Genomic DNA, 15806 nt, shown 5'->3' with positions numbered 1-15806 from the left:
GTTTTGTTTGTCACCTTGCACCCTTTGTCGCGTCCCTTTATGCGATTGCGTCGCTTTTCTCACACTTTATGTGGGGAGGGCCCCCAAAAAACGTCCCGAGTACAGACTGTTGCCTTTGCCTTACTTTGTGATGTCCTGCGTGGTAAGACGTGTACGCGCGTCGTGGTTTCCTTGCTAGACAGAGCGCCGTAGAAAGTAGCTTCCAAACCCCATGTCTTTTTCGGACAATTCTTCACGCAAGCCTCAAGCGAGCCCGATGGGGTCTGCCACTGGCAAAGCCCCGCCCAGCCCGGGGGCCTTGACTGAGGGGGAGCGTGATCGTTTTGCCGACCTGATGGAAGCCGTCGCCCTGCATAAAGACAAGGCTGCCTATGGGGAGTTGTTTGCCTATTACGGTCCGCGCGTGAAAGCCTATCTGATGCGCTTGGGTGCCGATAATGCGCTGGCCGAAGAATTGGCCCAAGATGTGATGGTCACGGTCTGGCGCAAGGCCGACTTGTTTGATCGCACGCAAGCTTCGGTCTCGACCTGGCTGTTTCGGGTTGCGCGCAACAAGCGCATTGATGCCATTCGCCGCACGACTAAGCCAGAGCTCGACCCCAATGACCCGCTCTTGTTGCCCTCAGCGCCTCCGGCTGCCGATTCGCTGATAACGGGTGCAGAGCGCGACCATTTGGTGCGGGCGGCCATTGTCGATCTGCCCGAAGAACAGCGCCAGCTTTTGCATCAAGCCTTTTATGACGGCCTGTCGCACCGCGAGATTGCTGAACAGACCGGCACACCACTCGGCACGGTCAAGTCCCGACTTCGGTTGGCTTTTTTGAAACTCAGATCGAAACTCGACAGCCCAGACTGACCTATTGCGGCCATTTCGCCTTGACGTTAGGAAATGGCAACCAATATCGGTTATCTTGGGAAGATCACAGCACTTTGGCTTTTAGGGTTTGGATTAGGGAAGAAAATGATCAGCGCTTATCCTGATGACTTCCTGACCGCAGACCCGTCTCTGCGCCTGTTGGTAGAGACCCAAGCGGCGCTCAAAGGCATTGCGCCCTTGTCGCTTGATCTTGGCGATGTGATTGGCGGCGACGCATTAGAAGCCCAAGCCCCAGCCCCGGTTTCAGACACGTTTCTTGCCAATGTTCTGGCACAAATTGATGCGCTGGAAGACAGCCACGCCCAAGCCCGCGAAGCTGTGCATGCGGCAGGGCGGGCTTTGGACGAGCTTTTGGGCCTGCCCCAACCCTTGCGGGACATCAGCCTCGATTCCGCAGCCCGCGAGGGCTGGACCTTTGCAGGCCCCGGCGTCAAATCCATGGCATTGGAGACAGGCGGCGCACTGCGTGCCAAGCTGTTGCGGATTGAGCCCGGCCATGGCGCCCCCCATCACGACCATACGGGCACTGAATGTACCTTGGTGGTGGCTGGGGCCTTTGAAGATGGCACAGGCCGCTTTGGCCCCGGCGACTTGTCAATCAAGCGGCCCGGTCAAATGCACCATCCTGTTGCTTTACCCGGTGGGGTTTGTTTGGCCTTAACCGTGGAAGAAGGCGACATCGCCTTGACCGGCGCGCTCGGCATGTTGCAGCGCCTCTTTACCCGCCACTAGCCCAATCCCCCCAACCCTCTCGCCGCACCTGCCTCTTGACCCTTGGCACGGACAGGGCAATGAAGCGCCACGCATCATGTGACCGTCACATGATTGGAAGCATTCTCAGCGGCAGGAGCTCTCATGAGCAGCGAAACGAAAGAAACTGGCTATCCAACCGGAACACTGATGAAGGGCAAGCGCGGCCTGATTATGGGCGTGGCCAATGACAAATCGATCGCTTGGGGCATTGCCAGCCAATTGGCCGCCCAAGGCGCAGAACTGGCCTTTACCTATCAAGGTGAGGCGCTTGAAAAGCGCATGCGGCCCTTGGCCGAAAGCGTCGGCTCCGAGTTGATTTTGCCGTGCGATGTCACCGATGATGCAGCTTTGGATGCTGTTTTTGCCGCCATTCAGGAGAAATGGGGCGGGCTAGACTTCTTGGTCCACGCCATCGCCTTTTCCGATAAGAATGAACTCAAGGGCTCATTTGTGGAAAACACCACGCGCGAAAACTTCCTGCGCACCATGGATATCTCAGCCTTCTCGTGGGTGGCGTGTGCCAAGCGTGCAGCCCCCTTGATGTCGCCCGGCGGCTCGATGATCACCTTGTCCTATCTGGGGGCAGAGCGTGTCTTGCCATCTTACAATGTGATGGGCGTCGCCAAAGCAGCGCTGGAAGCCGCCACCCGCTATATCGCGCGTGACTTGGGCCCCAGCGGCATCCGCGTCAACGCCATCAGCGCCGGGCCCATGCGGACCTTGGCCTTGGCTGGTATTCAAGGCGGCCGTGGCCTTGTGAATACCGGCCGTGAATGGTCCTTGATGAAGGAAGACACCACGATGGAAGGCATTGCGGGCTGCGCCCTCTGGCTCTTGTCCGACATCGGCCGTTCCACCACCGCCGAAGTCATCCATGTCGACGCAGGCTTCCACGTCGTTGGCGTGCCGGATGGTCTGAACGAGGGCTAGGCCACCCGTTGAAGCTTCTTCCGCTTTGGATCGCCTTTGCCGCAGGCCCTGCCTTCGCAAACGCGATGTCCGAGTTTGAGGGCGCAAGGCGGGGCGTCAAGGCGCGCGCTTCGCGCGTCGACGAAGTCGATTGCACCCCTTGACTTCAAAGCTTGCGCAACAAGAATTGTCGGACGGCTTCAAGGCAAGCGGAGCGACGCATTGAGGCGTTCCAAGTCAAAGAAACCTTCACGGTTTGTTTGCCCTTGGTACATTCCTGACGGAAGCCCCCCCTAAAACGCCTTCGTCAATCCGAACTGCACCTGCCGAGGGGCGCCCGGGAGGATGCCGCGGGAGCGGTCGACGATAAAGCGCGCGTCGCCCGCATTTTTCACGGCAATATAGGCACCTAAGGGCCAGTTTTCGGGGTGGAGGTTCAGGGTAACGTTCCAGATGTCGGCAGCCTTGATCAAGCCGCGTTGGCCGTCTGCCGTTGGGGTGATGGTATTGAGATCGTCGGTGAACATTTCATCGGTGCGCACATATTCGACCTGCACTTCGCCCATCGTGCCAAGCTGATAACCTATGGCGGCATTGATTAGCCAGTGCGGCGCATAGGGCAGGCGGTTGCCTGTGACCGACCGCGTTGTATTGCCCGCCACGCCCGAAAAGCGTGTGCCAACATAGCTGGCGTCGGCCACATGGGTGAGCGCGGCGCGGAAATAGAGGTCATTGCCCGTCGTCATCACACCCATATCGGCGAGTGAGCCGCGCAGCGACGCTTCAAACCCTTGGTGCAAAGTCTCGCCCGCGCTTGTCAGCGTGGCCCCCGCCCCGCCCGCGACCGAGCTTGGCACGATCTGATTGTCAAAATCCATGCGGAACCAGGTGAGGTCGATTGCAAGGCCCTTGGCAATGTCGCCGCGCAGGCCCGCTTCCCAATTGGTGCTGGTCTCTGGCCCCAGATTGACCGATGCCCCGGTAGAGTTGTTGATCGCATCTTCGACGCGCGGCGGTGAGAAGCCCTCATGTACGCCCACATAGGCGGCAAAGCGCGGGCTGATCTTGTAGGAGATGCCAAGGCCCGGAATCCATTCCTGGATTTGATCCTCGCCGCGCACCGGGCTTGCTGGATTGAGACGGTTCACGCGCTGGAAATCAATCGATTCATAGCGAATGCCCGGTGACAGCGTCCACGCCCCGATTGTCGCCTTGGTGGTGGCAAAGCCAGACCAAGCCTGCAGATAACGCAGATTATTCTCGCGCACGCCTGCATTCACGCTGGTGCCGGGTGTGCGACCGGTTGGGGTGTCGGAATTGATTTGCAGACGGTTTTGCCGCTCATCGCTATAGCGAATGCCCAGTTCGCTCTCAAACTTCACAGCGCCGATCTCGCCCGTTTTGCTCAGGCGGCTCTCAAAGCCATAGGTGTGATATTCGCGCAGGCGGCCTTCGTTGCCACAGGTGGTCAGAAGGTTCGCCATGCTGCCGCAGGTCGGGTCAGACGCATCATTGGGCCGCTGGGCGGAGTTGGACGATTGGCGCCACCAATCGCGATCAAACCAGGAATAAGAGGCCGACGTCTTTAAGGTCGTGGTGTCATCAATCGCCCAGGCCCACAGCATGGAGGCCCCGACCCGAACGGCCTTAAACCCATCATTCACAAACGCATTTTGCCGTCGATTGGCCAGATACTCGGCTTGGGTCAGGCCTGAATAGGTCACTTGGCTATCTTCGCCATAGCGGCTGATGCGCAGAGTCAGATCGTGATGCTCGCCCAAGCTTTTTTCGAGCTTCAGATAGAGGTCATTGATCTTCAGCGATTGATTTTCGCGCGCCCCATCTGATTGGGTGGCATTTGCGTGGAAAAGGGCGCGCATTCCGGCAATCGGGCCGCCCAGATTAAGGTCAGTTTCCACATAGCCATCCGAGCCGGCTGCCCAGGTGGCTTGGCCTTCAAAGGCCTCTGGGGCAGGTGGGGTTACATAATTGATCACGCCGCCGACCGTATTGGGACCAAAGCGGATTTGGCTGGCCCCTTTTAGAATTTCAATCCGGCTATAGCGGCGGATTGGCGGGTGGTAATAGGTGGCATTGTCGCCATAAGGCGCAAAGCTGAGGGGCAAACCATCTTCGAGCAAGAGGACTTTGCTGGAACGTGTCGGCGACAGGCCGCGAATGCCAATATTGGGTCGTAGGCCCATCCCCTCTTCATCACGCGCAAACACACCGGGCACTTGGCGCAAGGCTTCATTGACGGACAAGATGCGCGCGCGAACCAGATCGGCCTGCTCAATCGTGGCACCAGAGCCTGGAATGGTGCGCAGGCCATCCTTCTGACCAATCACGATGATGGTTTCGACCGGGGCGGCTGCTTCAGCAATCGCCAAGCTGGGGGCAAGGCTTGGTGCCAGGAGAACGAGGCCCCCGACACAAAGCGCGCGCGCAAATGGGGGGAGGGGGCGGTTCGGCTTATTTATAGTGATACTCATTCTTAGTTTCATATTGCGAATGATTTGCAAAAACAACTGGCAAAAAACGTAAAATGCAGTCATCACTGGCTTTTTCAGCGTTTCCTCTCTATGAACAATGCCTAGATTATGGGGTGACAAGCGCCTAAGGATCGCACATGGAGTGGTGTACGGACCTTGTTTGGTGCGGGGCCACTGAGGTCATGGGAAGCTTTTTTGGATGGGCATGCGACAAAGGTGACCATGAACACCCCATTGGATAGCCTTGAGGGAGTTTCCTCGACCGCCGCGCCGCAGTTTAAGCCCAATGATGGCTTGACGGCGCGTCTCTTGACCATTGGGGCGGGTTTTATCCTGCTGACTGAAGCGCTTTTCTTTTTGCCAACCATGGCGAGCTTGCGCGACGAATGGATTATCAACCGTCTCAACACCGCAGAAATCGTTGCCTTGGCCGTCACCGCCCCGGATTCTTACGGACTAATGGGGGGACGGACGTCGGAATTGGTGCGTGCCGCCGAAATCCAATCTGTCACCATCCTGCAAGATGATGCGCGTCTTGAGGTGTTGGGGGGAACGCCTCAGGGCCCCATCATAGACATTAATCCGGAGGCGCAAACCATTGGCCGCTCGCTCTCGGGCGTTTTGGAGGCCTATGCCGCGCCGGAGGGTCGATACCTCCGAATTGTTGGCCGCCCACAAACCAATGCGGCTATCAAGCTGGAAGTTATTGTGGCCGAAGCACCGCTAAAGGAATCGTTGTTGCGGTCGACTTGGCAGGTATTATTGGCATCCTTGGCCCTGTCGCTGACGATTGGGGCGCTGATTTATGCGGCCTTGGCGGATGGATTTGTGCGACCTATGCGGCGTCTGACCCGGGCGATTGGCCGTTTCAGCATGGCCCCAACCGATGCCAGTCGCGCGCTGATCCCCTCGGGGCGGAGCGATGAAATTGGCCAAGCCGAGGTGGCTTTTTCGGCCATGCAAGACACGGTGCGCCAAGCGTTTATTCAGAAGGATCGGCTGGCACAATTGGGGCTTGCGGTTTCGAAAATCTCCCACGATCTACGCCACTCTTTGGGCGCGGCGCAATTGGTCAGTGAACGTTTGGCATCGGTAGATGATCCGGTTGTGCGCGCCACAGCCCCGCGGCTAGAGCGGGCTTTGCAGCGGGCCGTCAATCTGGCGCAATCAACATTGGCGTTCGGCAAAGCGCAAGAAAGACCCCCAGAGCGCGAGCTTCTCTATTTGTCAGACGCGCTGGATGATGCCGCCGAAGAAGCTTTGGCGGGCCTCAATGTGCCGTGGCAGCATGATGTTCCAACTGATCTTGAGATTGAAATCGATGGCGAGCATTTGCATCGGATTTTGACCAATCTTATTCGCAATGCCGCCCAGGCCATTGTCCAATCAGGCAAGCCCGGCACCATTCGCGCTTATGCCTTGGTTGCCGATGCCCAGATTGATCTACATGTGGTTGATACGGGGCCGGGCCTGCCCAAGCGCGTGCAGGAGAATTTGTTTATGCCTTTCGCTGGCAGTGGCCTCACGGGTGGTACGGGTCTGGGCCTTGCCATCGCCCGCGAACTGGCGCGCCTAAACGGGGGCGATATCCTCTTGGCCACAACCTGTTCGGAGGGCACCGATTTTGTGGTTCGCCTGTCGGCGGAAAAATCCGACCTTGCCGATGAAGATGTTTAGGCTTTAGAGGCTTCGGCCTCTTCCCTTTTCTCCCGTTCGAGAATTTCCCGCGCTGGCCCGCGCGAGATAATCAGCGCCATGATGATGCCGAAAATCCCGATCAACGAGGTGTAGAAGAAGAAAGCGGTATAGCCTGCGGCGAGCGCCTGACCGGATACGCCCAGCTTTGCCCCGCCAGCAGCAAAGGAGTCGGCTGGCAAATGGTTGAACCACGGCTTCATGGCGGCCAGCCACCCGGTTTCAGAGGCTTTAGCCGCCCCTTCTACGACGCGGCCAGACAAGGCTGTGATAATCTTCCCGGGCAAAGCATAGAGAGAAGAAAACACCGCATATTGGGTGGCGGTAAAACCCTCTTTGGTCAGCATGGACATATACATGATGAGGCAGGTACCAGCGAACATTCCCGATAAATTGTCGATGCCGATAGCCACATAGAGGGCCGGTACATTGGGGCCTGTCAAAGTAATGGTGATGAAGGCCAAGTTTGAAATGGGCTGCAAGAATGCCCCGATGATCAGGCACCGGAATAGGCCAAACTTCAAAACCAACCACCCACTGAGGCCGGCCCCAATCGCGCTCATGGCCGCGCCGAAAAACTTTTGGGCAAAGGCGATGGAGTCTTTTGAGAAGCCCGCGTCCAGATACATGGTCGAGGTTAGATTCAGCACGAAGTCTGCCATGCGATAAACGCAGATGAACACCAAAATCAGGCTCGCCAAATCCTTATATCGGCTGAAGAAGTCAGCCAGCGGATCGCCCAATGCGGCTTTGAAATAGGCCCCAGGGCGGGTTTTCACGCGGGGGATTTGTAAGCAGGCAATGACCACAAGGCTGAGGCCAATAAGCGCATAACCTACTTGTTGCCAGACGCCCCAAGGTCGCGCCGCTAAGGCTGCGCTCATTTCCTTGGTGCCGCCGTAAAATCCGCCCACCAACCAAGCCAAGGGCTCGGCTTTGCCCGCAAGACCGACTGCCAGCACACAGGCAGCCAGCAGCATCAGCGCCAGTCGGCCAACCCATTCCAAATAGTCGATTATGCCGCGATCTGGAACGTCGGCAGGGGCGACCCAGCGCGGTGCCGGGGCTGTGGTTTCGCGCGGGGCTAACAAGGTTGAGACAATCGCCAGACCCATAAAGCCGGCCATTGCGGCATAAGCAACGGCCCAGCCGAGCCAACCATATTGGTCGCCATTCAGGGCTTGAGCGACAAAGAGGGGAAGGGCACCTGCTAACAGAATCGCAACGCGGTAGCCCCATTGATAAGTCGCGGTCAAAACGCCCAAGCGATTGGCGTCGCGGGCAACTTCAATGCGCCAAGCGTCAATCGCAATGTCTTGGGTGGCCCCGGCCAAAGCAATCAGGACGGCAAAAGCGGCAAAGGGAATGAAAGCGGCTGTGGCATCACCTTCCTTTGTAAAGGCAAGGGCCGGGTCGCTGGTCGCCATCAACAAAAGGCCGACAATGACAATGGCTTGGGTTAAGAGCATCCACGCACGGCGACGGCCCAAAGCTTTGTCCAAAACCGGAATGGCAACCCGGTCCACTAAGGGGGCCCATAGGAATTTCAAGGCATAGGTGAGGGTGGCTAACCCCATCAAGCCGATCAACGCCAGCGATGCCCCGGCTTCACGCAGCCAGATGGCTAAGGCAAGGCCTGCCAATTGATTGGGCATGCCCGCTGCAAAGCCTAGACCAAACATGACCAGCGAAGGGCGCTCGAAAAAGGCCCCGACGCCCACTTTATCGTCGGCACCCAGTTCTAATTCAGGTTCAACCGCTTTTTTGCCAGCCATGAGGGTCCTCACAAGGGTCAGGACCTTAAAGAAGCGTCCTGAATCAGGCGGCGAAAGTGGCCTGTCTGGACGCATTCGTCCAGCGCTCTAATACAGACGACAGCATGGCCGGGTCGAGGGGCTTGGTAATGAAGTCGTTCATGCCAGCATTTTTACAAGCACGGCGATCCTCTTCCATGGCTGCTGCCGTCAAGGCGATAATCGGCATCTCCAAGAACCGACCACCCAAAGCCCGGATCGCCCGGGTTGCTTCAAACCCGTCCATCACCGGCATATGGACATCCATCAGGACCAGATCATAAGGCGCGTCTTGCACCGCTGTCAGCGCCTCGGCCCCATTGCCAACAGCTACGACATGGCAGCCATTGCGCACCAAAAGCGATTTGGCCAAAAGCGCATTGATCGGATTGTCTTCTGCCAAGAGGACACGCAGGCCGATTGCAATCGGGGTGGTGTCGGCGCGCTCGTCATTGGCCACCACAGGACGTGTATCCACGCCTTCCCCAGCGGCCAAGGCCACACGCTCAATCAAGGAGGCGATGCGAAGCGGTTTGATCAAATAGCCGATCGCACCCTTGGCCCGATAATCATCAATCAGGTCGCGCCGCTCTTGTGGGATCAAGGCCACCACAGGGCTGGCGCATTTCAGCCACGGCGCGGCTTGCACGGTATCGGTATGGTGATCCAGCAGGATCACGCTGGCTTCTTTGGCTTGGCGCGGTGTTTCAACCCGCTTTACCAATGCCCCTTCGTCTTCAAGTGCCAAGCTCAAAGCCTCGACCAGAAGTGTTGATTGGCTTTGAATGGCGATGGTTTTGCCCGTTAAGCGCTGGCTGCGCGTGGGGGCAGGTGTGACGGTCTCAAAAGGAATGTCGATCCAAAACACCGTGCCGCCCCCGTCTCGGTTCTTCAGGCTCACGGTGCCGCCCAAGGCGGTGGTTAGTTTCTTGACAATGGCCAAGCCAAGGCCCGTGCCGCCAAAGCGGCGCGAGTGCGAGGAATCGGCCTGTTGGAATTCGTCAAACACGCGCTCCATCTTATCGGTCGGGATGCCAATACCGGTATCCTCCACGCAGAAGCGCAAATGGTTGACGCCTGTCGCCTCAAGCCGCAGCAACACGCCGCCCTCTTGGGTGAATTTCACGGCGTTTGAGGCCAAGTTCAAAATGATCTGGCGTAAGCGACCATCATCGCCTGCCACCTCCACCGGCACATCGGGTGCGACTGCCAACGCAATTTCGATATTCTTTTCATGCGCGCGTGGCGAGCAAAGCTCTGCAACCGACTGCAGGGTTTTGGCTGGATTAAAGACCATGGTCTCCAGCTCAATCTTGCCGCTTTCGAGCTTGGCATAATCGAGAATATCGTTGAGGAGCGCGAGCAGATGCTGACCAGAATCGGTGACCGCTCCCAGCCAAGAGCGTTGGGCGCTGGTCAGCTCGCTCATGGCCAACAGGCCCGCCATGCCCAAAATCCCGTTCAGAGGTGTGCGGATTTCGTGGCTCAAGGTGGCAAACAACATGGTCTTGCCGCGCGCCGTCTCGTCCGCATCGGGGCGGAATAGGCCTAATTGGCTGCCATCCTCGCGCTCTTGGATGCTCCAGCCAAAGCGGGCCTCATACCAAGGGGCAAAGGCACCCAGAGCCACTTGGTCGCCAAATCGCTGCAGAGCAAGCGCATTTGCTTCTAAAACGCGGCCATTTTTGCTGGCGAGAATGGCGCAATCGGGCAAGTCGCTCAAAGCGAAGGTCATGTTCGTCATGCCTGTACCCTAGCAGAGAGGGGTTAAGGAATGGCTGCCCGCGCGCCGCGCGGGCTAGTTGGGCCAAACATAGGGATGACGGACATAGCCAAAGGCAGGCAGAGCCTCATTGCCGCGCTTAAAATCAAAGAAGGTTGCATTCTCCCAATGCGAGCCTTTCCCCCAACGCGTCTTGCACGAGGTGGAGACCCACGCAGGTTCCCAATAAACCACACCCACCCCGCCATGGCTGATCACGCCTTGGGTGAGGTCGACCAAATAGCGTAGCTGGCCTTCCGGTGTGGCGGGATATTCCTGGATCAATGTATCAGGCCCCAACAAATTGGCGGCCTCATCGGCCCCGTCAGTCGTCCAAGGATAAGAGGTTTCAACCACAATCACTTTGGCCTGATAGGTGGCGGTGAGGCGGGCGATGGTGGCATTGAGGCCATCTAAGCCTTGGCTTGACCATTTCCGATAATAGGACAGGCCGATATAATCAAAATCGGTCACGCCCGCCTCGGTCGCTTTAGCAAACCACGGCTCCGCATTTTCGGGCTGGGCGATATGCAACATGATTTTTGGTGCGGTGCTGGTGGCTTTGCCTGCCTCACGAACCGCCCTGATTCCGGCGTTGAACAACGCCGCGTTGCGGACCCAATCGGTGGTCCGCGTCTCCCACTTCCAATCCTTCCGCCCCATCATTTCCTTATTGGTTTCATTCCCAACTTGGACCATATGCGGCATCAGGCCTTCGCCTGCGAGCTTGGTCAAAGTATCAAAAGTGAATTGATAGACCGCAGCGGCGAGACCCTCTGTGGTTGGGATGTTTTCCCAAGCTTTAGGGATCCATTGCTTGTCGCCATCGGCCCAATCATCCGAATAATGGAAGTCCAACAACACTTTCTGCCCGCTCGCTTTGGCCCGGCGCATCGAGCGGCGCACATCGTCGAAATGGCTGTAAGTTGTCCAATCGGGGTTATTCCACAGGCGCAGGCGCACCAAATTATGGCCCGTATCGGCAAATAAGTGATAGGGGTCGACCCGCTTTCCGCCCTGGCGAAAGACGGCCCCGCAATCTTCCATCTCATTCACATAAGACAGGTCTGCGCCAAAATAGAAGTCTGGATTGGTGGCGGCTTTGGCTGGGGCGGCAGCGCTGGTGCGAATAAGGCCACTCGCGGTTAAAAGTCCAAGCCCTGCGGCCAGCGCCCGGCGCCGAGAAAAAGTCATGCAGCCACTCCTTGAAGCGGCTACATGACCATTCAATGCCAAACGGCGCAAGCAGATTAGGCGGCGATCAACCCACTCTCAAGCGCTGCCTTTTTGATCGCGGCTTGCATTTTTTCAAAGGCGCGCACTTCAATCTGGCGAATGCGCTCGCGGCTGACGCCATAATGATCGGCGAGGTCTTCCAACGTCACCGGATCATCGCGCAGGCGGCGCTCGCGGATGATGTGCTGTTCGCGCTCGTTTAAGGTCGACAAGGCTTGATTGAGCAAAATCATGCGCTCATCATGTTCCTCGCGCTCGGCATATTCGGTCTCGGCGCTCTCGTCATCCGACGCCAACCAGTCCTGCCATTCCCCGCCACCATCTTCGCCCACGCGAACATTGAGCGAGGCATCTGGGCCCGACAAGCGGCGGTTCATCGAGATCACTTCGTCATTCGTCACCGCCAATTGGGTCGCAATATAGTCGACCTCTTCAGGCTTGAGGTCGCCTTCTTCAATCGCCTGCATTTTCGACTTCATGCGGCGGAGGTTGAAGAACAATTTCTTTTGCGCAGCCGTCGTGCCCATTTTGACCAAGGACCAAGACCGCAACACATATTCCTGGATCGAAGCGCGAATCCACCACATGGCATAGGTCGCCAAGCGGAAGCCCTTTTCAGGGTCAAACTTCTTTACGGCCTGCATCAGGCCGATATTGCCTTCTGAAATGACTTCGGCCACGGGCAGGCCATAGCCGCGATAACCCATGGCCATCTTTGCCACGAGGCGCAAATGGCTCGTCACCAGCTTTTCAGCCGCGCCCGTGTCTTCATGCTCACGCCAACGCTTGGCGAGCATATATTCCTCGTCCTTATCCAGCATTGGAAATTTACGGATCTCGGTGAGATACCGCTGTAGGCCAAGCTCTGGCCCAACATTAAGCGCGAGTGCGCGAGTCATAGATCCACTCCCCAAAAGAATTACCCTGTTAGCCGGGCAATAGCAGGAGCGTCGGGGGCCGGGATTTACGTCCCGTTCCGGCGTTCGAGACTCTACTTAGGAGTGCGATTAGGCAAAATAAAGGCCTGACCTGATGAATGATTGGTAAGGTTTCATCATGCGTTGGATAAGCAGAGCTGATCCAAGATGAAAAAGGGCCTTCTGACGCAGTCAGAAGGCCCTCATCTGGGTTCGATGGGGTGGCTTACGCGGCCCGGGCCAATTGGCGCAGCACGAACTGCATAATGCCGCCTGAGAAATAATAATCGAGCTCGTTGGCCGTATCGATCCGGCTGATGACGGGGGCGATTACCACCGTGCCATCGGCGCGGCGGATTTCAACTTCCATCTCTTTGCGTGGCGCGATGTCCTTAATGCCATAGATGGACACCATTTCATCGCCGACCAGATTGAGGCTGGCCCAAGTCACGCCATCACGGAATTGGAAGGGCAGAACGCCCATCCCGATCAGGTTAGAGCGGTGAATACGCTCAAAGCTCTCGGTGATTACGGCCCGAACACCCAAAAGATTGGTGCCTTTGGCTGCCCAGTCACGCGAGGAACCGGTGCCATATTCTTTGCCCGCAAAGATGACCAATGGCGTGCCAGCATCCTTATAAAGCATGGCGGCATCATAGATCGGCATGACTTCGCCATCTGGCCAATGCTTGGTGACGCCACCTTCAACACCTGGAACCATTTGGTTCTTGATGCGAATATTGGCGAAAGTGCCGCGCATCATCACTTCATGGTGGCCACGCCGAGCCCCATACGAGTTGAAGTCAATGGCCGAAACGCCATTTTCGGTCAGGAATTTGCCTGCGGGGCTGGATGCTTTGATCGAGCCTGCCGGCGAGATGTGGTCGGTGGTGATGCTATCGCCAAACAGACCCAAGACGCGGGCGTGCAGAATGTCTTCCACACCCTTTGGCGTCATGGTCATGCCTTCGAAATAGGGTGGGTTGGCAACATAAGTCGATTTGGCCGGCCAATTATAGGTTTGCCCGCCTGAGACTTGGATCGCCTGCCAATTCTTGTCACCCTTGAACACATCGGCATAGCGACGGGCAAACATTTCTGCCGTCACATAGTCGCGCATGATGGCCGACACTTCCGCCGATGTTGGCCACACATCCTTCAGATAGACGGGCTGGCCATCAGACCCTGTGCCGAGTGGCTCTTTATTGAGGTCCACTTGCATGGAGCCCGCCAAAGCATAAGCGACAACCAATGGCGGGGAGGCCAGATAATTGGCGCGCGTGTCTGGATTGACGCGGCCTTCAAAGTTGCGATTGCCCGACAAGACAGATGCTGCCACCAAATCGCCTGCGACAATCGCCTTGGTGATTTCTTCGGGCAGGGGGCCAGAATTACCGATACAGGTGGTGCAGCCATAGCCCACCAAGTTAAAGCCCATGGCATCCAAGTCCGACTGCAGGCCAGATTGGGTCAGATAATCGGTGACCACTTGTGAGCCGGGGGCGAGTGACGTCTTCACCCAAGGCTTTACGGTCAAGCCTTTGGCGCGGGCCTTGCGGGCCACAAGGCCTGCGGCAATCAGCACCGAGGGGTTAGACGTGTTGGTGCACGACGTAATGGCTGCAATCACAACATCGCCATGGCCGAGGTCATGGTTGTGACCTTCGACACCCACGCGCTTGGCGACTTCGCCAGCCTTGCCAAATTCACCTTCCAGCGCGGTCTTGAACGCACTAGCCGCATCGGCCACCAAGACGCGGTCTTGTGGGCGCTTGGGTCCGGCGAGCGAGGGTTGGACGCTGCCCAAATCTAAAGCCAATTCGTCGGTAAAGACGGGCTGACCCGCATCGTGTTTCCACATCATATTGGCTTTGGCATAGGCCTCCACCAAGGCGACCCGGCGGGCATCACGACCGGTGGCGCGCAAGAAGTTGATTGTGTCTTCAGCCACGGGGAAGAAGCCGCAGGTTGCGCCATATTCGGGGGCCATATTGGCGATGGTGGCGCGGTCTTCCAAGGTCATGGAATCAAGGCCTGGGCCAAAGAATTCCACAAATTTGCCAACAACGCCCTTTTTACGCAGCATTTGGGTGACGGTCAGCACAAGGTCGGTCGCCGTTGCCCCTTCGGGCAATTTGCCATCCAGCTTAAAGCCAACCACTTCGGGGATCAGCATAGAGATGGGTTGACCCAGCATCGCAGCTTCAGCTTCAATCCCGCCAACGCCCCAGCCCAAAACGGCCAAGCCATTGATCATGGTGGTGTGGCTGTCGGTGCCAACAACGCTATCGGGGTAGGCAACTTCCTCGCGGCCATCTTCGGCGGTCCAAATGGTTTGGGCCAGATATTCCAAATTCACTTGGTGACAGATGCCCGTGCCGGGAGGCACGACGCGGAAGTTCTTAAACGCGCTTTGGCCCCAGCGTAAAAATTCATAGCGCTCCCCATTGCGGTCATATTCGAGGTCGACGTTCTTCGCAAAACTGTCGTCCTTACCGGCATAATCCACCATGACGGAGTGGTCGATCACCAGATCTACCGGGATCAGCGGATTGACCTTTTCAGGGTTGGAGCCAAGGGCTGCTGCCGCATCGCGCATGGCGGCTAGATCGACTACGGCGGGCACGCCGGTGAAGTCCTGCATCAAAACGCGGGCTGGGCGGAAGGCGATTTCGTGTTCAATCTTGCCTTTATTCTCCACCCATTTGGCGACCGCTTCAATATCGGCTTTGGTCACCGTGACGCCATCTTCGGCGCGCAACAGGTTTTCCAACAAGATTTTCAAAGTCACGGGTAGTTTAGAAACATCGCCAAGACCATTTTTCGAGGCAGCTTCTAACGAATAATAGACATAGGTCTTGTCGCCGACAGTCAGAGTCTGGCGAGAATTAAAACTATTGAGTGAGGGCATGATAAGCCGTCCTTTGTTCGAGCGAGTTAATCATCACTGGATTGCCCTTAACCAGAGGCTAACAAACAATCCAAGCTTCGCCCGCAAGGGTCGCGCGCTTGTGAGCGGCGTATCGACCGGCGGATCGCCACCGTGATCGGCAGCGCCGCTGCTTTAGCGCGGAAATGGTTAAAGGTCTATGGTGGGTTTCAGGCTTTTGGGCAGGTGGGCGGGGGGTAAATTCAAGCCCATGTCATCCTGGGTGGCATAGCTTTGATTTCTGTTTATCTAGAAGCACTTTGGTGACCCTTCTGGTCACCCAACCGCTACATCCAGCGTGTTCGGGCGACTTGACCCGTCAAATCGCCCACCAACAAGTGAGTTTGGCCTTTGGGGCAGGCACAGCCTGCACCAAAGCCTTCCAAATAAAAACCTTTTTCACGGTGTCATCAAGTCAGTTGTGGAATTGAGATTTGTATTGG

General features: G+C 57.2%; 10 protein-coding genes. 4 read left to right on the top strand and 6 right to left on the bottom strand.

The window, feature by feature from the left end:
- The first annotated feature begins 256 nt into the window (after window positions 1-256).
- The 3 genes from B7364_RS16150 (at window position 257) to B7364_RS16140 (ending at window position 2560) form a co-directional block, all read left to right on the top strand.
- Entirely contained in the window at window positions 257-856 is a 600-nt protein-coding gene (locus tag B7364_RS16150) for a sigma-70 family RNA polymerase sigma factor (RefSeq protein ID WP_085341083.1), read from the top strand.
- Window positions 857-961: 105 nt separating this feature from the next.
- Window positions 962-1609 (top strand): cupin domain-containing protein, encoded by a 648-nt coding sequence (locus tag B7364_RS16145; RefSeq protein ID WP_157893758.1) that lies wholly within the window; start codon window positions 962-964, stop codon window positions 1607-1609.
- Between the two features lie 123 nt (window positions 1610-1732).
- Window positions 1733-2560, top strand: coding sequence for an enoyl-ACP reductase FabI (locus tag B7364_RS16140; protein ID WP_085341081.1), 828 nt, complete (start codon window positions 1733-1735; stop codon window positions 2558-2560).
- Between the two features lie 272 nt (window positions 2561-2832).
- On the opposite strand, the gene B7364_RS16135 is transcribed toward B7364_RS16140, so the two are convergent.
- The gene (locus B7364_RS16135; protein ID WP_085341080.1) at window positions 2833-5031 is read right to left on the bottom strand and encodes a TonB-dependent receptor family protein; all 2199 of its coding nucleotides are present in this window, start codon (window positions 5029-5031) and stop codon (window positions 2833-2835) included.
- A 222-nt stretch (window positions 5032-5253) separates the two neighbouring features.
- Here B7364_RS16135 and B7364_RS16130 point away from each other — a divergent pair, with 222 nt between their 5' ends.
- On the top strand, window positions 5254-6708 hold the full coding sequence (locus tag B7364_RS16130) for a sensor histidine kinase (RefSeq protein ID WP_085341079.1): 1455 nt from the start codon (window positions 5254-5256) through the stop codon (window positions 6706-6708).
- Here the strand turns inward: B7364_RS16130 and B7364_RS16125 are convergent.
- From B7364_RS16125 to acnA, 5 genes are all read right to left on the bottom strand, one after another.
- A complete protein-coding gene (locus tag B7364_RS16125; protein ID WP_085341078.1) occupies window positions 6705-8501 on the bottom strand; it encodes an AmpG family muropeptide MFS transporter in 1797 nt (598 codons plus the stop codon). The two genes, B7364_RS16130 and B7364_RS16125, sit on opposite strands and share 4 nt — an antisense overlap.
- A gap of 43 nt (window positions 8502-8544) precedes the next feature.
- Entirely contained in the window at window positions 8545-10263 is a 1719-nt protein-coding gene (locus tag B7364_RS16120) for an ATP-binding protein (protein ID WP_085341077.1), read from the bottom strand.
- A gap of 54 nt (window positions 10264-10317) precedes the next feature.
- Window positions 10318-11475 carry a glycoside hydrolase family 53 protein gene (locus tag B7364_RS16115; protein ID WP_085341076.1) on the bottom strand — a complete coding sequence of 386 codons (1158 nt, stop codon included), beginning with the start codon at window positions 11473-11475 and terminating at the stop codon, window positions 10318-10320.
- Between the two features lie 56 nt (window positions 11476-11531).
- Complete coding sequence (gene rpoH, locus B7364_RS16110; RefSeq protein WP_085341075.1) at window positions 11532-12416, bottom strand: RNA polymerase sigma factor RpoH; 885 nt, start codon at window positions 12414-12416, stop codon at window positions 11532-11534.
- Window positions 12417-12660: 244 nt separating this feature from the next.
- Window positions 12661-15345, bottom strand: a complete 2685-nt coding sequence (gene acnA, locus B7364_RS16105) for an aconitate hydratase AcnA (protein WP_085341074.1) — start codon at window positions 15343-15345, stop codon at window positions 12661-12663.
- Window positions 15346-15806 lie beyond the last annotated feature (461 nt).

The sequence above is a fragment of the Aquidulcibacter paucihalophilus genome (assembly GCF_002105465.1).
GTDB lineage: Bacteria > Pseudomonadota > Alphaproteobacteria > Caulobacterales > Aquidulcibacteraceae > Aquidulcibacter > Aquidulcibacter paucihalophilus.
Note: the sequence above shows the minus strand (reverse complement) of the source record. Positions and strands in the feature narration are given on the sequence as shown.